This is a genomic window from Enterococcus sp. NPDC086594 (assembly GCF_044746145.1).
In the GTDB taxonomy this organism is placed as follows: domain Bacteria; phylum Bacillota; class Bacilli; order Lactobacillales; family Enterococcaceae; genus Enterococcus_D; species Enterococcus_D entomosocium.
Map to the genome: position 1 here is coordinate 14,137 of NZ_JBIVBP010000014.1, position 17,980 is coordinate 32,116.

The 17,980-nt window shown below is 40.8% G+C and carries 18 protein-coding genes and 1 riboswitch; of the genes, 16 read left to right on the forward strand and 2 right to left on the reverse strand.

The genetic code is table 11. The annotated features are described in order from the left end of the window. The first annotated feature begins 150 nt into the window (after positions 1-150). The 12 genes from ACIPK1_RS15030 to dat all read left to right on the forward strand — a co-directional run bounded on the left by ACIPK1_RS15030 (position 151) and on the right by dat (position 12,876). Complete coding sequence (locus ACIPK1_RS15030; RefSeq protein WP_008381972.1) at positions 151-354, forward strand: hypothetical protein; 204 nt, start codon at positions 151-153, stop codon at positions 352-354. Between the two features lie 308 nt (positions 355-662). Then, on the forward strand, positions 663-1,226 hold the full coding sequence (gene ahpC, locus ACIPK1_RS15035; protein WP_005226227.1) for an alkyl hydroperoxide reductase subunit C: 564 nt from the start codon (positions 663-665) through the stop codon (positions 1,224-1,226). A gap of 9 nt (positions 1,227-1,235) precedes the next feature. Beyond that, the gene (ahpF, locus tag ACIPK1_RS15040) at positions 1,236-2,765 is read left to right on the forward strand and encodes an alkyl hydroperoxide reductase subunit F (RefSeq protein WP_008381970.1); all 1,530 of its coding nucleotides are present in this window, start codon (positions 1,236-1,238) and stop codon (positions 2,763-2,765) included. Positions 2,766-3,124: 359 nt separating this feature from the next. Continuing rightward, positions 3,125-5,020: an endonuclease MutS2 gene (locus ACIPK1_RS15045; protein ID WP_008381968.1), complete on the forward strand. Its 1,896-nt coding sequence runs from the start codon at positions 3,125-3,127 to the stop codon at positions 5,018-5,020. Positions 5,021-5,308: 288 nt separating this feature from the next. Next, positions 5,309-5,484, forward strand: a riboswitch (M-box (ykoK) riboswitch). Positions 5,485-5,610: 126 nt separating this feature from the next. Further along, positions 5,611-6,765, forward strand: coding sequence for an FtsW/RodA/SpoVE family cell cycle protein (locus ACIPK1_RS15050; protein WP_042890382.1), 1,155 nt, complete (start codon positions 5,611-5,613; stop codon positions 6,763-6,765). Then, positions 6,743-7,936 (forward strand): FtsW/RodA/SpoVE family cell cycle protein, encoded by a 1,194-nt coding sequence (locus tag ACIPK1_RS15055; protein ID WP_008381962.1) that lies wholly within the window; start codon positions 6,743-6,745, stop codon positions 7,934-7,936. The genes ACIPK1_RS15050 and ACIPK1_RS15055 overlap by 23 nt, the downstream gene beginning before the upstream one ends. Next, positions 7,933-8,586, forward strand: a complete 654-nt coding sequence (locus ACIPK1_RS15060) for a phosphatase PAP2 family protein (RefSeq protein ID WP_005236185.1) — start codon at positions 7,933-7,935, stop codon at positions 8,584-8,586. Before ACIPK1_RS15055 ends, ACIPK1_RS15060 begins: the two co-directional genes overlap by 4 nt. A 1-nt stretch (position 8,587) precedes the next feature. After that, on the forward strand, positions 8,588-9,511 hold the full coding sequence (locus ACIPK1_RS15065; RefSeq protein WP_008381960.1) for an LCP family protein: 924 nt from the start codon (positions 8,588-8,590) through the stop codon (positions 9,509-9,511). Between the two features lie 200 nt (positions 9,512-9,711). Then, positions 9,712-10,128: a GNAT family N-acetyltransferase gene (locus ACIPK1_RS15070; protein ID WP_005236183.1), complete on the forward strand. Its 417-nt coding sequence runs from the start codon at positions 9,712-9,714 to the stop codon at positions 10,126-10,128. Positions 10,129-10,201: 73 nt separating this feature from the next. After that, positions 10,202-10,630, forward strand: a complete 429-nt coding sequence (locus tag ACIPK1_RS15075; RefSeq protein ID WP_008381958.1) for a hypothetical protein — start codon at positions 10,202-10,204, stop codon at positions 10,628-10,630. Positions 10,631-10,791: 161 nt separating this feature from the next. Then, complete coding sequence (locus tag ACIPK1_RS15080) at positions 10,792-11,892, forward strand: AI-2E family transporter (RefSeq protein WP_008381956.1); 1,101 nt, start codon at positions 10,792-10,794, stop codon at positions 11,890-11,892. Between the two features lie 129 nt (positions 11,893-12,021). Next, positions 12,022-12,876 carry a D-amino-acid transaminase gene (gene dat, locus ACIPK1_RS15085; protein WP_008381954.1) on the forward strand — a complete coding sequence of 285 codons (855 nt, stop codon included), beginning with the start codon at positions 12,022-12,024 and terminating at the stop codon, positions 12,874-12,876. 98 nt (positions 12,877-12,974) lie between these two features. Here dat and ACIPK1_RS15090 read toward each other — a convergent pair whose 3' ends face one another. Both ACIPK1_RS15090 and ACIPK1_RS15095 read right to left on the reverse strand, forming a co-directional pair. Next, entirely contained in the window at positions 12,975-13,148 is a 174-nt protein-coding gene (locus ACIPK1_RS15090) for a hypothetical protein (protein WP_005236169.1), read from the reverse strand. Next, a complete protein-coding gene (locus ACIPK1_RS15095; protein ID WP_035007267.1) occupies positions 13,148-13,813 on the reverse strand; it encodes an NAD(P)H-dependent oxidoreductase in 666 nt (221 codons plus the stop codon). The genes ACIPK1_RS15090 and ACIPK1_RS15095 overlap by 1 nt, the downstream gene beginning before the upstream one ends. A gap of 164 nt (positions 13,814-13,977) precedes the next feature. Between ACIPK1_RS15095 and ACIPK1_RS15100 the strand changes: the two genes are divergently transcribed. The 4 genes from ACIPK1_RS15100 (at position 13,978) to ACIPK1_RS15115 (ending at position 17,970) form a co-directional block, all read left to right on the forward strand. After that, positions 13,978-14,160, forward strand: a complete 183-nt coding sequence (locus ACIPK1_RS15100; protein ID WP_008381949.1) for a hypothetical protein — start codon at positions 13,978-13,980, stop codon at positions 14,158-14,160. A 170-nt stretch (positions 14,161-14,330) separates the two neighbouring features. Then, positions 14,331-15,113, forward strand: coding sequence for a MurR/RpiR family transcriptional regulator (locus ACIPK1_RS15105; protein ID WP_144330333.1), 783 nt, complete (start codon positions 14,331-14,333; stop codon positions 15,111-15,113). A 103-nt stretch (positions 15,114-15,216) separates the two neighbouring features. Next, positions 15,217-16,779 (forward strand): maltose/glucose-specific PTS transporter subunit IIBC, encoded by a 1,563-nt coding sequence (gene malX, locus ACIPK1_RS15110; RefSeq protein ID WP_008381946.1) that lies wholly within the window; start codon positions 15,217-15,219, stop codon positions 16,777-16,779. A gap of 30 nt (positions 16,780-16,809) precedes the next feature. Next, positions 16,810-17,970 (forward strand): MalY/PatB family protein, encoded by a 1,161-nt coding sequence (locus ACIPK1_RS15115; RefSeq protein ID WP_086317378.1) that lies wholly within the window; start codon positions 16,810-16,812, stop codon positions 17,968-17,970. The last annotated feature ends 10 nt before the right edge of the window (positions 17,971-17,980 follow it).

A 17,980-nucleotide genomic window follows, 5' to 3' on the forward strand; every position in this document is an offset into this window, starting at 1 on the left:
GATGTTTCAACCGAGAGTGGTTTCTTTACTTTTAAAAAAAGGAAGACTATAATACGGCTTGTAACTGAACCAAGCAAAAAGAACAGCGAGAAATAAGATCCTCTCAATGCTTTTTCAAAAGTTCAGAATACAAGAAAAGAGGCAATGGATATGTTAGAAATTCATTATCTGAAAAATGGTAGCAAAGAAATAACAACAATTGAATCCCCAGAGCGCTTTCTCGCAAGTCAATACTTGGAAGTTCCACCTTTTCAAGATCATTACCCAGTCGAAGAAGTTTTTCTAGACGGCAAGCGGATTACATTGAAGGAGCGAACGATCGGTGGATTGTTCAACTATTTCAATACTAAATAAAAAAATTGTCTTTTTTTATGACTCACTTTCCATTGTGAGGAATCATAGGAAGAGGCAATCTTTTTTTGTTTAATTGAGAATAAGAGATGTAATTGAGAATCTAACAGGTAGGAACTTTGCTTAGAAATGATTAGCCAAACTTATTATTATACTCCATTTGCTTTCGATAAAAAATAAATATGCTCATTTCTGAGGATGATAACATTTTTTTTGACTATTTCTGAATAAACTATTGCATTTTGTAGTTAGATATACTAATAATTAATAGAGATTATTCTCAAATAATTATTCTAATTGGAGGAAATGATATGTCATTAATTGGAAAAGAGATTGGTTCATTCGAAGCGAAAGCTTACCACAATGGAAAATTTATCGATGTTTCATCAGAAGATTTTAAAGGAAAATGGAACGTTGTTTGTTTTTATCCTGCAGATTTCTCATTTGTTTGTCCGACAGAACTTGAGGATTTGCAAGACCAATATGCATCATTAAAAGAATTAGGCGCAGAAGTTTATTCTGTATCAACTGACACCCACTACACACATAAAGCGTGGCATGACCACTCTGATGCTATCAATAAAATCGAATATATCATGATTGCTGATCCTTCTCATGTGATCTCAGAAATCTTTGATGTATTAGACGAAGCATCAGGTTTGTCTCAACGTGGTACATTTATCATCGATCCGGATGGTGTGGTACAAACGGTTGAAATCAATGCGGATGGTATCGGTCGTGATGCTAGTGGTTTGATCGATAAAATCCGTGCCGCACAATATGTCCGTACCCATCCAGGTGAAGTATGTCCTGCAAAATGGAAAGAAGGCGAAGAAACTTTAACGCCAAGCTTAGACCTTGTAGGCAAGATTTAGGAGGCTCTCATGGCATTAGATAAGGCAATCAAAGACCAACTGACGCAATATCTAGCGATGCTAGAATCAGAGGTTGTTTTTGCGGCGACTTTAGGTGAGGATGATTCTTCAACGAAAGTACGTGAATTCTTAGAAGAAATCGCAGAAATGTCGTCAAAAATCACGATTCAAGCTGTAGCAAGTGAACGGACACCAAGCTTTTCGATCAATCGTCCCGGTGAAGAAAGCGGCATCGCTTTTGCTGGTTTACCGTTAGGACATGAGTTCACTTCATTTATTTTAGCGTTGCTTCAAGTAAGCGGTCGTCCGCCGAAAATTGATGAAGCACTTCAAAAGCGCATCAAAGCGATCGATAAGCCATTACATTTTGAAACCTATGTCAGTTTGACCTGCCATAACTGTCCTGATGTTGTTCAAGCGTTAAACATTATGGCAGTGCTAAATCCTTCCATCAGTCACACCATGATCGAAGGTGGGATGTTCAAAGAAGAAATTGACAAGAAAAAAATTATGGCTGTGCCAACAGTCTTTCTAGATGGGGAAGAATTTGCAAGCGGCCGACAAACGATCGAACAGTTGTTGGAAAAAGCAGCTGGTCCGACGAGTAAAGATGACTTTGCTGAAAAAGAGCTTTTCGATGTATTAGTTGTCGGTGGCGGACCTGCAGGCGGAAGCGCAGCGATTTATGCAGCGCGTAAAGGCATCAATACTGGGATGGTTGTCGAAACAATGGGTGGACAAGTAATGGAAACCCTGGGGATCGAAAATATGATCGGTACCCCTTATACCGAAGGTCCAAAATTAATGCGTCAGGTAGAAGAGCACATCAACGAATACAATGTAGACGTGATGAAAGGTCAGCGTGCGAAAGATATTCGCCGCAATGACGTCATCGAAGTTGAATTAGAAAATGGTGCAGTATTAAAAACCAAAACGGCCATTTTAGCAACTGGCGCTCGCTGGCGCAACATCAATGTTCCGGGAGAAAAAGAATTCAAAAATAAAGGTGTTGCCTATTGTCCGCATTGTGACGGTCCGTTATTTGCTGGGAAAGAAGTTGCCGTCATTGGTGGCGGAAACTCTGGGATCGAAGCAGCAATCGATTTAGCTGGCATGGCGAAACATGTCTATGTTCTTGAATTTTTACCAGAACTAAAAGCGGACCTTGTGCTACAAAACCGTTTGAACACGTTAGATAATGTGACTGTTATTACGAATGCGGCAACGAAGGAAATTGTTGGATCCGATCATGTCGAACAATTGACCTACGTTGATCGTGAAACGAATGGTGAATTCACTTTAGCTGTGGAGGGTGTCTTCATTTTGATTGGCTTGATGCCGAATACTGAATGGTTAAAAGATCGTGTCGTCTTAAATGAACGCAATGAGATCGTGGTGGACAAACATGGCGCAACCAACATTGAAGGGGTCTTTGCAGCGGGAGATTGTACCGATAGTGTATACAAACAGATCATCACTTCAATGGGTTCAGGTGCCACTGCTGCATTAGGTGCGTTTGATTACCTGATTCGCTCGTAAGTAGGTAAGTAGCTTATTATTTGATCTAGATCAGAAACGTCTCAGGAGCTTCTAGCAGCTTCTGAGACGTTTTTTCTTTGAGGGGAAGGAGATTTGAAGGAAGTTGACAGAAGGACAGTTTCTATATTACAATGAAAAAAACTCGTTCAAAAAAGAAAGAGGTATATTAATGAGTGTCGTAGGTATCTAATCAGCTAATTAAAACAAATAAGCAAAAACAGACTGTTTATTTGTTGTGCCTGTAGATACCGATAAAAATCGTTATTGATGAATCAGGTGATGGGAGACTATCGCTTTTTTTGTACACTTTTTTGGACGGGGATGTTACCGGGATCCTCAGGCACAAGAAAGGATCACTCATGAAGATACCTCAAGCAACTGAATTTGAACAAATTAAAGAACAAGTAAGTAAAAAAATAATCAGCGATTATGGTAAAGCACGTTTTGCCAATGAAAAACCAGCAGCTACGATCCATTCCGCCCAAAAACGAGTGTCTGAGACAACTGAAGCGATGGCGCTATTAGACGCCGGACGTCAAGTCCCTTTCATGGGGCTTCAGCATGTCTTACATCATACGAAGAAGATTGAAAAAGGCTTTGTATTGGAGCCGCAGGAATTGATTGAATACGGAGACTTTTTACGGTCTTTTCGCATCATCCGTCAATTGTTTGAGAAAAATCAATCAATTGCCCCAAGATTGCATCACTATGCTCAGGGGTTGGCCGACTTTTCTGAAATCGCCGAAATGATTTTCCAAAAAATTCGCAATGGTCAGGTAGATAGTAACGCCAGCCGAGAATTACGGAAAATTCGTGGCATAATTGAGAAATATGAGGCCGATTTAAAAAAAGTTTTTGCAAAGTTTTTTAAAGAAAGTCGCTATCTGCAAGAAAACCGTGTGATCAAAAAGAACGACCGTTATACGCTGCCGGTACGTGCCGAATTTCAACAGCAAATTAAAGGGACGATCATCGAACGTTCTAATAAACGCGCGACTGTTTTTATTGAACCAGAGGCAGCTGCCCGTCTGAATGATCGATTGATTTTGGCACAGGCGGAAGAAACGGCCGCCCAATACCAAGTTTTATCAGAATTGACCGGGGCAATCGCCGAACAAATGAATGCAGTATTTGCCTGTCTTGATATTTTAGTGGTACTAGATATTATTTTTGCTCGCGGAAAGTATTGTCGGGAAATCAATGGTCAACCGATAGCAATTACTGAAGAAGAAGTTTTGCTTCTTGATCAAGTCCGGCATCCTTTACTGGGCACTGATGCTGTTCCTCTATCTTTAAAACTAGGAGAAGAGAACCGATGTATGGTCATCACAGGGCCGAATGCTGGTGGTAAGACGGTTGTCTTAAAAACCGTCGGACTCGTTTGTGCGATGGCACATTACGGCTTGTTTCCAGCGCATAATGGCAACAGCAGCGTGCCGTTTTTAAAAAGTCTTTGGATGGATATCGGGGATCAGCAAAGTCTAGAAAATTCTTTAAGTACCTTTTCTGGACACATGTCGAATATTGCACAGATCATGACGAATGCCAGCCGGAACAGTATCGTTTTGTTAGATGAAATTGGCAGCGGGACTGAACCAAATGAAGGGGCAGCTTTAGCGATCGCCATTATGGAATCGATCTATCGATCGGGGGCGTTAATGATCGCCACGACTCATTATGGTGAAATCAAGCAGTTTGCTCTTGATCACCAAGATTTTGAAACAGCGGCGATGGCTTTTGATGCCAAGACCCTGACGCCGAAATACCGCTTGTTGACCAATGCGGTCGGTGAAAGTAATGCGTTTTGGATCGCCGAAAAAATGGCGATTCCTGCTGAGGTCGTGCAAACGGCAAAGGACTATTTAAAGAATAAATCTTATTCTTTTGAGAAGCAGCCTTTTGAGACGTCCAGAAAACGAACCGATCCTCAGGAAACAAAGTCTGAGCACATTTTTCAAAAGGGAGACCAGGTCTTTTCAGCAGAGCATGAAAAACGGGGAGTTTTTTATGAATACTTGGAACAGGGACAAGCGAAGATTTATATTGAGAAACAATGTTTCGTTGTTGCTGCTCGGCGATTGCAACTGCTCACCAAACGAGAAGCACTCTATCCAGCCGGCTATGATCTAGATCAATTATTTTCCGATTTTGCCCAACGTAAATTTACCCGAGATATTGAACGTGGGTCTAAAAAAGCGCAAAAGCAGTTACGAAAAGCAGCGCAAGAGCGTCAGGCCAAACGATCATTGGATTGATCGGCACAGATATATTTAGAGCGGGAGTATAAAATCAAGAAAGCAGCTCTTTTTCGAGTTTTAGAAAAAGAGCTGTCTTTTTTTGAAAATGACCGTTTTTTAATAACGTGTATGATCGAAGGGAATCCAGTGATGGTCGAATGATTTCCATTGATTTTTCTTTAAATATCGGAAATTACTCGAAATATCTAAATTCTTTAAGAAAAGTTAAAGAAAAATAAAAATAACAAAGAATGGGTTGTATCTTTATACGAGGAAGGGTACCATTCATAGTGGATTGAAAATAACATATAACCTTGTTAGGTGAGGCTCCTATACAAACATAAGCTATTGCGCAGAAACGTCGAAAGACGCCAATGTGTAAAACAGGAATTGTCGGATTAAGGCTTTTCATAAAATAGCTAAGAAAGGGAACAACTTTCTTTACGTTGTATAGTGCTAAAACTCGGACGATGAGATTGCTAGCAAAGTCTGACGTCCTAAGAGAAGTGAGACTTTTTTGCTTTTCTCTTTGATGGATGACTAAGCTCAAAGGGCATAATAACTGGTACCGTCTGAACACCTACTCCAAGGCAAGAGGAGTGGAAGCAATGATAGAAAAAAAGAAGATCGATTGGCTGCTGATCATAGCTTATTTGCTATTGAGCCTTATCGGTCTTTTAATGATTTATAGTGCAAGTTCTTATCGTTTATTAACGAGAGATCAGCCGCCAGCAAGCTTATTTATGCGTCAGCTTGTCTTTCTGTTACTCAGCTGGGTGCTCCTTTTCATTATTCAGCGAACACGGCGTGAGATTCTGCTCAGTAAATATTTAGCGATCGGTCTGTTGGGATTTGGCGTCTTTACTTTACTATTGGCACGTTTGCCGTTTTTCGGTGTTTCTGTCAATGGAGCGCAACGATGGGTCTCGATTGTAGGGATACAATTTCAGCCCTCAGAGATCGTGAATGTGGGCATGGTCTTATACCTTGCTCATTACTTTCAATCAGCAAAAACTACCTTGCAGGAAATGAAACGTCCGCTTTTCGTTTTATTTTTGTGCTGTGTGTTGATCCTCATTCAACCAAAAGTAGCCGGCGTGATGATTTTACTTTTCTTGGCTTTTATCATGATTACCACGGTTCAGGTACCCGTTAAACTCACGGCTCTTTTGTTTGGCGGGTTATTAATCAGTCTGTTCTTGGTTGCTATGTTGATCCTCTTTTTAGGAAACAATGATTTATTGCCCCACATGTTTATGCATGTGTATAACCGAATTCGATTAGTGGGAGATCCATTTTCCGACCCATATAATCAAGGATTCCAAATGATCCATTCCTACTATGCTTTGTTCAATGGTGGTCTTACGGGCCTTGGTTTAGGAAATAGCATCACCAAGAAAGGCTTTTTACCAGTAGCAGAGACTGATTTTATTTTCTCCGTTTTAGTAGAGGAATTAGGGTTGATTTTCGGCATTTTTGTCATCGCTTTATTATTCGTAATTATTTTACGTCTGTTTATACGATCAGCGGCAATCGCAAATCCTCAGATTGGCTTAATATTATTGGGAACCAGCACGTTGCTGTTATTACAAACAAGTATCAATATTGCCAGTATTTTAGGGTTGATGCCGATGACGGGGGTACCTTTGCCATTCATTAGTTATGGTGGCTCCAGTTACTTTATTCTTTCATTTGCCTTCAGTTTATGCCTGAAACTAGAACGAGAGGAGGGTATACTTAATGAAGTTCCTCAAACGACATGAAGCAAACTATGCTTTATTGCTGCCGATTTTCCTGCTGTTTTTGTTAAGTATCTGGGTACAACATCAGGCTTCTGTGATGGATGGCAATGATCCTTCAGGGATTGTTTTTCGGCAGATCCTCTTTTGTATCCTTTCGGCGATTGCTCTTTTTGTAACGAGTTTGATTCCTACGAATTTACTCCTCCGCTTTTCTGGTCTTTTGTACTTACTATCACTTGGTTTGATGGCCTCTCTTCATTGGTTTTACGATCAAACGATGTTTGAACAAACGCACACCAAACGGTGGATCAGATTTGGTGCGTTTACGATTCAGCCTTCTGAGTTTATGAAAGTGGCCTTTATGCTCTTTATGGTCTATCTCACTTTAGTCTATGAGAAACGTAAAGCAGAACGAACAATCAAATCCGATTTGATCTATGTTACTAAGATCCTGCTATACAGCTTACCCACATTTTTATTGATGTTTATGCAGCGGGACTTTGGAACGAGTTTGGTGTTTATCGTGATGTTAGGTGCCTTATTCATCATTTCCGGTGTTCATTGGAAAATACTGACCGTCGTGATCGGTTTGATTGCCGCTCTTGGTGCTATTTTGTTGCTACTCGTATTCACGGAATGGGGCAATCGTGTGTTGTTTCGCCTTCACTTTTCACAATATCAATTGGATCGGGTGAGAGCCTGGGCAGATCCACTCGCGTACCAAGATTCCATCGCTTTCCAACAAGTCCGCAGTATGTGGGCGATTGGTTCTGGCGGCTTATTGGGGGCACCTGATACCCATACAACGGTGTATGTGCCGGTTCGGGAGTCAGATATGATCTTTACAGTCATTGGAGAAACGTATGGCTTTTTAGGAAGTACTTTAGTCATCTTCCTTTATTTCTATCTGATCTATCAAATCATTTTTGCTGCTTTAAAAACAAATAACAAAGCATCGGTCTATATTGCGATTACCTATGTGTTTGGTTTGGTTTTTCAAATTTTTGAAAACATCGGAGCGGCGATCGGTTTGCTGCCTTTAACCGGCATTCCCTTACCATTCTTAAGTCAAGGAGGAACCTCTCTGATTGCGATCAGCATTGCTATGGGAATTATCTTTGGGTTAGACAAATTTCCGATAAAAGCCAAAAATAGGTCGTATACATTAAAAGAAAGTAGGGGCTTAACATGAGTAAAACAGCAAAAAAAGGAGTGATAGGCGGAATACTCTGCAGCTGTTTTGCATGGCTGTTTTTCCTCGTTGCATTAGAACCGCGCTGGTTCCAAAGCATCGACAACCTTTTTTCCCAGTTGCCTCAATGGCGGACACCTGCTGTGGAATCGCTTTTTCTCCCACTTGCCAGTACGGCTACGATCATTCCCATAGCTGTCGTTCATTTCCTGTTAGCAAGTATTTTATTTATGCGCAAGCAGCGGTTAGAAAGTCTTTGGTTGATGGGGAATATGATTGTGATCAGTGGTGTTGGTCAAGTGATCAAGAAAGTAGTTGATCGACCGAGACCGGATTTTGCTGACAGTATGGAACGGGCATCAGCAAGTTTTCCGAGTGGACATACATTATTAGCGACCACGTTGATTATTTCTCTCCTCTTTTTCTTGGGGCAAACAGTTCCTGCCAAAAGAGGCAAGCGTCACTTTATCCAAAACATGGCCCTATTTCTAGGATTGATCTATTTGTTGCTGATTATGATGAGTCGGTTGCTATTTGGGGTTCACTATCCCAGCGACTTGCTAGCAAGTATTTTATTGGCAAGTGGGATCAGTTATATCACCTATGCTTTCGTCTTTTCAATCAAAAAATATGTACTTAGGGGGAGATAAATTGAGTACAGCAAAAAAACTAATAATCATTTTCCTGATATTGCTGACCGGAATTATCTCAGCAGGAACTGTCTATGCGGTTAGGGTGTATTTTCAAGTAGAGGATGTTGCCCACTCGATCCATCGTCCAATCGAAGGACGAGAAGAGGCGGAAGTCATCGAAAATGCCGAGCCTCTAAGCCTTCTTTTGTTAGGGATCGCCAATGACTCTCGTCGCAAAACCGATTTTCGCGCCAACACCATCATGGTAGCAACGTTGAACCCTGCCACAAGAAAAACCACCCTCACGAGTATTCCTAGAGATGCTTATGTGGAAATCGTGGGACAAGGGTACCATGATAAAATCAATCATGCCCATTCTTTTGGTGGGGCAAAAATGATGATTGAAACCGTCGAACAATATCTTGATATACCGATCCATCATTATTTCTCCTTAAACATGGATGGGATGGCAGATCTTGTTGATGCAATTGGTGGCATCACGGTTGAAAATGAATTTGCTTTTACTGCTGAGAAAATCGATTACCCAGAGGGGATCCTCGATTTAGATGGCTGGGAGGCGCTTCAGTATACTCGTATGCGAAAGGATGATCCAGAAGGTGACTATGGCCGTCAGCGCCGTCAGAGAGAAGTGACTGAGATTCTGGCAAAAGAGTTAGTTTCACTTTCCAGCGTGATGCGGATTCAGGATCTGCTAACGATCATTGGAGAAAATGGCGAAACCGATCTAACTTTTTCGCAAATGAGTCAATTATTTATCCAATATCAATCAGCATTAGGGACTGTCGAGTCTTACCAAATGGCTGGCAGTGGGTTCACCGGCGATGGCTTCAGAGGAGAATATGGAATTTCCTATCAAGAAGTAACGCCTGAAGAGCAACAGACGACGAGCCAACGTTTAAAAAATGAGTTGTTGATTGATTAACGTCCTGGCTTAGAAACAGAACCAGTTCAATTTTGTTCTTCAAGTATTTCGTAATTAGAGTTGACAGCCGCTTTTCCTCAGGATACTCTTTAGTCAAGCAATGCATTACGGCTTAATAACAAGAGTTTGTTTGGAAAAGAGCTGTCAACTCTATTTCTATTGTTCCACCCTGTCGCTAAGTTATTACAAGGAGGAAAAGTATGAAGATCGTCTTTAAAGACCAATTACCATCTGATTCAAATCAAGTACTCGCTTTGTATGAGGGAGTTGGCTGGAGCGCCTATACTAAAGATCCCGAGCGTCTTTTAAAAGCGTTAGCCCACTCAGAGGTGATCACGGCCTATGTTGAAGAGCAGCTAGTGGGGCTTATCCGTTGCATAACCGATGGACAAACCATTCTTTATATTCAAGATCTATTAGTAGCATCCGAGTTCCAAGGTCAAAAAATTGGTCAGCGATTACTCAAAAAAATGCTGGCGAATCATCCATCAATACGGCAAAAGGTTTTGATTACGGACAACACAGAAAAAACGCGTCATTTTTATGAGGCGTGTGGCTTTTCCTCTGTGGAAGAGCAGCAAATTGCCGCATTTATCTATTCAGCAAAAAGCGAATAAGGAATAAGAAAATCGATGTGTCACTGAGAATATTTTTTTAGTTGCGTTGGGTTTTAAGAAGGAGTGGAGAAAAATGAAGATGCGCTTTGCGTTACTTTTTTTGTGTCTCTTTATTGGTGTTGGCGCTTGTGGAGGAAGTCTATTGGCGTTTAAAAGCATTGAGCCGTTAAGCAAAGGGGAGACATTTGCTGGTTTGGAAGCGGCCATGCTGCAAGGAACACCCTTCACGACCTTCTTAATTCCCGGCTTGTTTTTGTTCGCTATCTTAGGTTTGGGTAATCTGATTGTTGTTTTCCTCTTGCGGCTTAACAAAGGGTACCACGGGGTAATGCTTTTAGGCATGAGTTTAGTTGTCTGGATCATCGTGCAGGTCATCTTATTACAAGAATGGAATGTCTTGCATGTGATTTTCTTTTTGCTAGGGTTGCTCCAGTTTGCTTCAGCAGTCTACTTTGTCAGACGGTTGCATATTCCGTTGCCGTTTTCAGCTCATCAAAATTGATTAGATTCGAGATGTAGAGATGAAAAAAATTAAATTAATTGAAAGTTTGCTATGAAAAACATGGATTTTTGAAAAATTCTTCTTGAAATCATCCTTCGTTTTTAAAATTATGCTAAACTGAAAGAAGTTGAATTACTTTCTAGAATCAGGAGGATTTATTATTGGAGTTTCTTAAAAAATCAAAAATTTTTGCAGGTCTAGTGATCGTCTGTCTCTTAGGGATCGCGGTCTGGATCTATTCAAATATACTGTTTGTCTTTCGACCACTGGAAGCCATCTTTTCTAGTGTCTTTTTACCAGTATTGATTTCAATTTTTATTTTTTACATCTTTTTACCTTTCTTTAATTGGGTAAAAAAAAGAACGAAAAAGAAAAGCATTGCGCTATATTCGACATTGCTGCTGATCGTTTTTGCAGCGTATTTGATCGTTCAGGTGATTGGACCAGCATTAGCCTATGAGATGGGGCGTTTTATCAATCAAATTCCCATCATCATCAATTTGGTGATCGATACTATTGATCATTCTTATTTAGAAGAATTATTTGGTCCTTTTATTGATTCGATTGATATTTCCCAAGCTAGCAACTTTGCCTTACAGTTTATTACCGGGGCAACCAATAGTCTGACGAGTTTGATCTCCATCGTTTCTCATTCAGCGATCGTCTTGTTTACGATCCCACTGTTATTAGTGTATATGTTTAAAGACGGTGAGAAAGTTCCTGATTTTTTGGCAAGTAAGACACCGAAAAACTATCAAGGCTTAATGCGACAACTTTGTAGTGATTTTCATCAAGCAGCGTCAGCGTACATCGGTGGGAAATTGCTGGTTTGTTCTTATGTTGCGGTTTCAAGCTATTTCATTTTTTCTTTGCTAGGCTTACAAAATGCCTTACTATTAGGATTAATTTGCGGCGTTCTGGACATTATTCCTTATTTCGGCCCCTTTATCGGAGCAGCACCAGCCTTTTTATTTGCGTTAAGTCAAGACATTCGAACAGCTATTTTTCTGATTGTCGGAATCACGATCATTCAGTTAGGTGAATCATATCTTGTTTCACCATTAGTGATGAAAAAAGTATTGCATATCCATCCAATCATTGCGGTTTTCTTATTATTGATTGCCGGCAACTTGCTTGGATTTGTAGGCATGATTGTGGCACTGCCAGTGTATTCGATCGTGATGGCAATGTCTGGTACATTGTTGCGTTTTTTTCAAGAACGAAAATTAGAACGATCTGTAATTGATAAAGATTCATTATAACGAAAATGTTCTACCTTGCTGTTGGAGCGGTCTCCATCAGCAGGTTTTTTTGTTTTTAAGCACTACGTAGCAAGGCCTAAAGACAAATGCTATACTTATTGAAACGAGAAGGACGATAGGAGTGAGGAAATGAAGGTTTTATGGAACGATCAAATCGTTGATCGAGAAGCGGTGAAAATTGACATTGAAGATCGCGGTTATCAGTATGGTGACGGAATCTATGAAGTGATTCGAATCTATAATGGTCGCTGCTTTATGTTAGGGGAGCATATGACTCGCTTAGAAAGTAGTGCGCAAAAAATTAAACTGACGTTGCCTTATACAATTCCCCAATTAACTGAAAACCTTAAGTTACTGGTTAAAACCGAAGGAATCACAGAAGGAGAGATCTATCTTCAAATCACCAGAGGAATCGCCTCTCCCCGCAATCACGAGTTTCCGTCTGCTGGAGCAGTCAAAGGAGTCGTGACCGCAAATGTGATCCCCTTTGAACGACCTCTGGAAATGCAGCATGCAGGGCTATCTGCGACCGTTCTTCCAGATGAGCGTTGGTTGCATTGTGATATCAAATCATTGAGCTTGTTAGGAAATCTGTTAGCGCTAGATCAAGCGATCGAAGCGGGGTTCGATGATGCACTCCTGCAACGAGATGGATGTTTCACGGAAGCTTCGGCATCAAATCTCTGGTTTGTCATTGATGGTATCGTCTATACACATCCGGATGGACGCTTGGTATTACCAGGTATCACGAAAATGAAGGTGCTACAGTTGTGTCAGCAATTAGAAATTCCTTATCGAGAAGAACCTGTCCCTGTTGAGGCACTAAACAACGCGCAAGAATGTTTTTTGACCAATTCTGTCTGGGAAATTGTGCCTATCGTCAAAGTAGATGGGAAATCAGTTGGCAATGGTACATTGGGTTCGATCACGAAACGTTTGCAAGCAGCCTATATCGCTGCTACAAAGAGTATGTGCGAATCCTAGTTAACAAGCAAAAGAAACGATTCAAAAAAACTTTGGCCCACCCAGCATGTTTTATAGCTAGGTGGAACAAAGTTTTTTCTTGGATACAAGTGCAGATTTTACCATTCACTAGGATTCCACAATTTTCCGTCAAGTTCTCCTTGTTTCAATTCGATTCGAATTTCTTGCTGATGAAGCAACTTCTCTAGTTCTTGCAAAAATGCTTTTTCGTGATAGTCAGCTGTTTCTTTTATTGACTGCTCTATCAGTGGCTTCAGCCATTCGTGATCCATCACAGCACCTCCAATTCAGTTAAAGCGTCATCTAATTCGATCAACGTTTCATGGTTTTCCTGCAACAAGGATAGCAAAGGAGCAAGCTGCGGTTTTTCAGAAACCAAACGCGCCAGCTTTTCGCTAAACCATTGTTGCTTTTGATCAAATGTAAAGGGAGCCGGCATTAATAAAAGTTGCTGATAGGCAATGACAAAGGCTCGTTTCTCTTGTTCTGATTTATACATCAGTTGATCGAGGACAACGATGGGGAGTACCGTCATTTGGTGTTTTTTTGCCATGAGTACCAGTGGGTGCAAAATTTCATTGAAGGTCGTATTTTCTCGGCCGCCTAGCTGAAATTCTTTGGCGGCAACGCCGGTAGAAACGGCGAAACTGATTTCCTTGCCCACCAATGCAGGGGCACATTTTTCCCAAACCGTATCGATCCAAGCTTTCATTTTTGCTGGAACGCTGTACCAATATAGGGGGAATTGTAGAATCAAACGATCGCATGTTTGCAACAGCATCCGTTCATTGGCGAGAGAAAAATCAGAAAGATCATCAAGGAAATGCATGGTGACGTTAGGAAGCTTGGCACTTTCACTAAAGAATCGTTGGGAAAGCGAATTGTGGAAATCCGGATGGCTGGCTACCACTAAAGTTTTTATCATGAGACTGATCATCCTTTCCTATTACATTTACCATATTTTACCAAAAAGAGAAACTAGTCTGCTTTTCTTTTTGTCGAAGTTCTTCTCTTTTAGTTTCGTTTAAGGTACTTCTTTTATACTTGTTATAAGAAAAAGCCAGTAGCGGCTTAAGCGTGATAGAAATGGGGGAATAGAGGATGGAATCAAATGATCCCTTGATGAAAGGTCTAGCAACTATAATAAGGATCGTTGCAAATACAGTGAACTATGTCGAAAATGGACTTGCCAGTTGCAAACAACGAATTGATGGAAAGCGTCAAACGAAAGAAAATGATTACGGCAACGGGCAAGAGTTTACTGAAGTGACTGTCTACAGATGACCGATGCAAAGAAAATAACAAAGATGGCTCACTCCTCAAAGGGTGAGTCCTTTTTTTTATTTCAAGCCATTCATCATCAGTTTGTACTTTTGTTGAGGGAAGGTATAATGAGTAAATGAAGCATAGTGGAGACGGAAGAATGAAGCAATAGTAGGGAGGAGAAGCAGGTGATGAATCATTTATATAAACGAATCCAATACAAAATTCCAGAGCTGAACCGAGTAGAAAGAACGGTCCTTAACTATTGTTTAAGGGCGCCCGAGAAAGTTTCAGAAATGACGGCCGATGAGTTAGCTTCCCAAACGTACACCAGTCAAGCGACGATCAGCAGAATGGCAAAAAAGCTTGGCTTTACCGGTTTTCAAGAATTCAAATTTTCACTGAAGAATTATCAAACTCTTGAAAGAAAATCATCTACTCAAGCTTCTCTTGGCTTATCCCCACTGATCAAGCAAATGATTGACCAGCTGACGACATCCTTATCAATGATTGAAGAGGCTGACTTTCAGCGTGCCGTGGAAATGTTGCAGCAAGCACAACGAATCGAATTTTTTGCTTTAGGGCAAAGTGCGCCGGTTGCATTATCTGCGAGTCGAAAGTTGCGGTTCTTAGGAAAAACGGTTGGCGCTTCAACGGATTGGGATGAATTGACAACCATCGCTAATCAACTATCAAAAAAAGATATGGCTATTTTTATTAGTCATAGTGGGGAAACAATCGGGATGCTAAATTATGCTAACCGGTTGAAACAAAGAGGTGTGCCGATTTTAGCCTGTATTGGTCAATCAACAAGCACGTTGGAAAAGCTTGCCACCTTCTCTTTTTCTGTTGAAATGACAACGATTTATCATCATGAAGTCGATTTGAGCCCACGGATCTCTTTAGCAGCGTTACTGGATATTTTAATTATTCAATACGCCAATCAAATCGAAGAAGTACTTGCTCCGGAATGACCATTCCATTTTGTGAATGGTCATTCTTGTTTTGGTAACTGTATTGTAAGCCTTCTTGATATCGTTTACATTTTAAGAGATAAAAGTGTTAGGAGGAAATGATATGCAAAAAGGAAAGAAAGCAAGCTGGATGGAAATTTTTCAAGGACTTGGGAAAACATTTATGTTGCCAGTCGCTTTACTCGCATTCATGGGTTTATTTTTAGGGATTGGTAGTTCATTTTCATCTTCTTCAACGATCGACGTTTTCCCATTTTTAGGTGCCTCTTGGCTTCAAGTGGTTTTTCGTTTCATGTCAACGATCGGTGGGTTTGCCTTTAGTTACTTACCCGTCATGTTTGCGATGGCGATTCCTTTAGGTCTAGCACGAAAAGAGAAGGGAGTTGCGGCATTTTCAGGCTTTGTGGGCTATGTCGTGATGCATTTATCCATCAATTTTTATTTACAAGAAACGAATCAATTAGCTACTGCAGATCAACTTCGAGAAGCAGGACAAGAGATCGTTTTTGGCATTCAAACATTATCAATGGGTGTTCTAGGTGGTATTATCGCAGGATTGATCGTTTATAAATTGCATACGCGCTTCTACCATTTTCAATTGCCAGATAGTTTTGCCTTCTTTTCAGGAGCCCGGTTTGTTCCAATCATCACCTCGCTTACTTTAGCTGTGGTCGGGGTGATCATTCCGATGATTTGGCCATTGTTTGCTATGATCATCACAGGAATCGGACATTTGATCCAACAAGCTGGTCCTTTCGGTCCGTTCTTATTTGGTTCAGGTGAGCGCTTATTACTGCCATTTGGGTTACACCATATTTTGGTTTCCATGATTCGCTTTACCGAAGCAGGGGGAAGTCAGCTGATCGATGGTCAGCAAGTCTTTGGGGCGTTAAATATTTTTTATGCGGAATTACAAAACGGTTTAAGCATCTCACCAAGTGCAACGGCGTTCTTGTCTCAAGGGAAAATGCCAACCTTTATGTTTGGCTTACCGGCAGCAGCATTAGCTATGTACCAGACAGCAAAACCTGAGAATCGTTCAAAGATAAAAGGCTTGTTGATTTCAGGCGTCATTGCAACTTTTGTGACAGGAATTACTGAACCAATCGAATTTTTATTCTTATTCATCAGCCCTTTATTATGGATTTTTCATGTCATCATGACAGGTGCTGGATTTATGGTAATGAGTCTATTGGGTGTCACGATTGGAAATACCGATGGGGGCGTGCTTGATTTTCTTATCTTTGGCGTGATGCAAGGCGCATATACAAAATGGTGGCTCGTTCTGATCGTAGGAGCTTGCTGGTTTGCCCTGTATTACTTTGTTTTTAAAACAGTGATCCTTCGCAAGAACTTGAAGACACCTGGTAGAGAAGAGAACAACGATCAAACGAATGAGTTGGAAGAGGAAATGACCTATTCTGGAAAGAGTGGCTACGATGCCCATGGTATTTTGGCAGCTTTAGGGGGAGCAAGCAATATTGATTCTTTAGACAATTGCATTACACGGCTACGCCTCGTTCTAAACGATGGTACATTGGTTGATGATGAACGGCTAAAAAAACTAGGTGCGCTTGGGGTCGTTCACTTAGATGATACGAACGTTCAAGTAATCATTGGAACGAAAGTAACAACAGTCAGAAATCAACTTGATGCGATTCTTTAGCAAAATTGTCAAGTAGTAGGAGTGAAGAAAATGTTTTTTGATGAGCCAATCAATCGTAAAGGAACCCATTGTACCCAGTGGGATTATGTGGAAGACCGTTTTGGTGAAAAAAACTTGTTGCCATTTACGATTTCCGATACGGATTTCAAGGTGCCAGCTGCAGTTGAAGCGGCACTTATCAAGCGGATGCAGCACCCGGTATTTGGGTATACACGTTGGAATCATAATGAATTCAAGCAAGCGGTCTGCAAATGGTATTCTGAACGCTTTAAAAGTAGGATCGACAGCGATTGGCTGGTCTACAGTCCTTCCGTCATGTATAGCATCAAACTACTCGTCACCTTACTCAGCAATCCAGGAGATGGGATCATTATTCAGACGCCAGCGTATGATGCGTTTTATAAAATGATCAAAGAGAACAAAAGAAAAATCGTACCTAATGCACTCATCTATGATGCCAACTCGTATCGCATTGATTTTGAAGAGCTAACAAGATTGATGGCACAGCCTGAAAACAAAGTTCTTCTCTTATGTAGTCCTCATAACCCAACTGGGAGAGTCTGGCAAAAAGATGAGTTGCAACGAATGATCGAATTGGCGAGAATCCATGATGTATTTATCATCTCTGATGAGATTCATATGGATATTGTAAGAAAAGGACAAAGGCATCAACCAATCATTGAATTGTTGCAAAAAAATGTAGCCCTTGTTACTTCGGGAAGCAAAACGTTTAATTTCCCAGGGTTGATTTATTCTTATGGAATTATTCCTGATTCCAAGTTGCGTGATCGCTTCTTAACTCAGTTGAAAGAAGCCGATGGGTTGAGCTCCACCAGTATTTTTGGCATGACCGCAACGATTGCTGCCTACGATAATGAAAGTAAGTGGGTGGATAAGCTCAATGACTATCTGGATGATAACATTGCTTATGTGATTGCTTATTTACAGGAATATCATCCAGAACTCGTGGTCACGAAAAGCGAAGCCACGTATCTTATGTGGATTGATTGTACAGCACTGGATTTAACGATGGTGGAATTGCAGCAACGAATGATTCGTAAGGGAAAAGTCGCGATTATGTCAGGGGAAATCTATGGGAATGAAGGGAGAAATTTTTTACGCCTAAACGTTGGCTGTTCGCGAGAAAAACTCATTGATGGATTGAACCGATTCACATTGAGTTTGACATAACAAAAAAGAA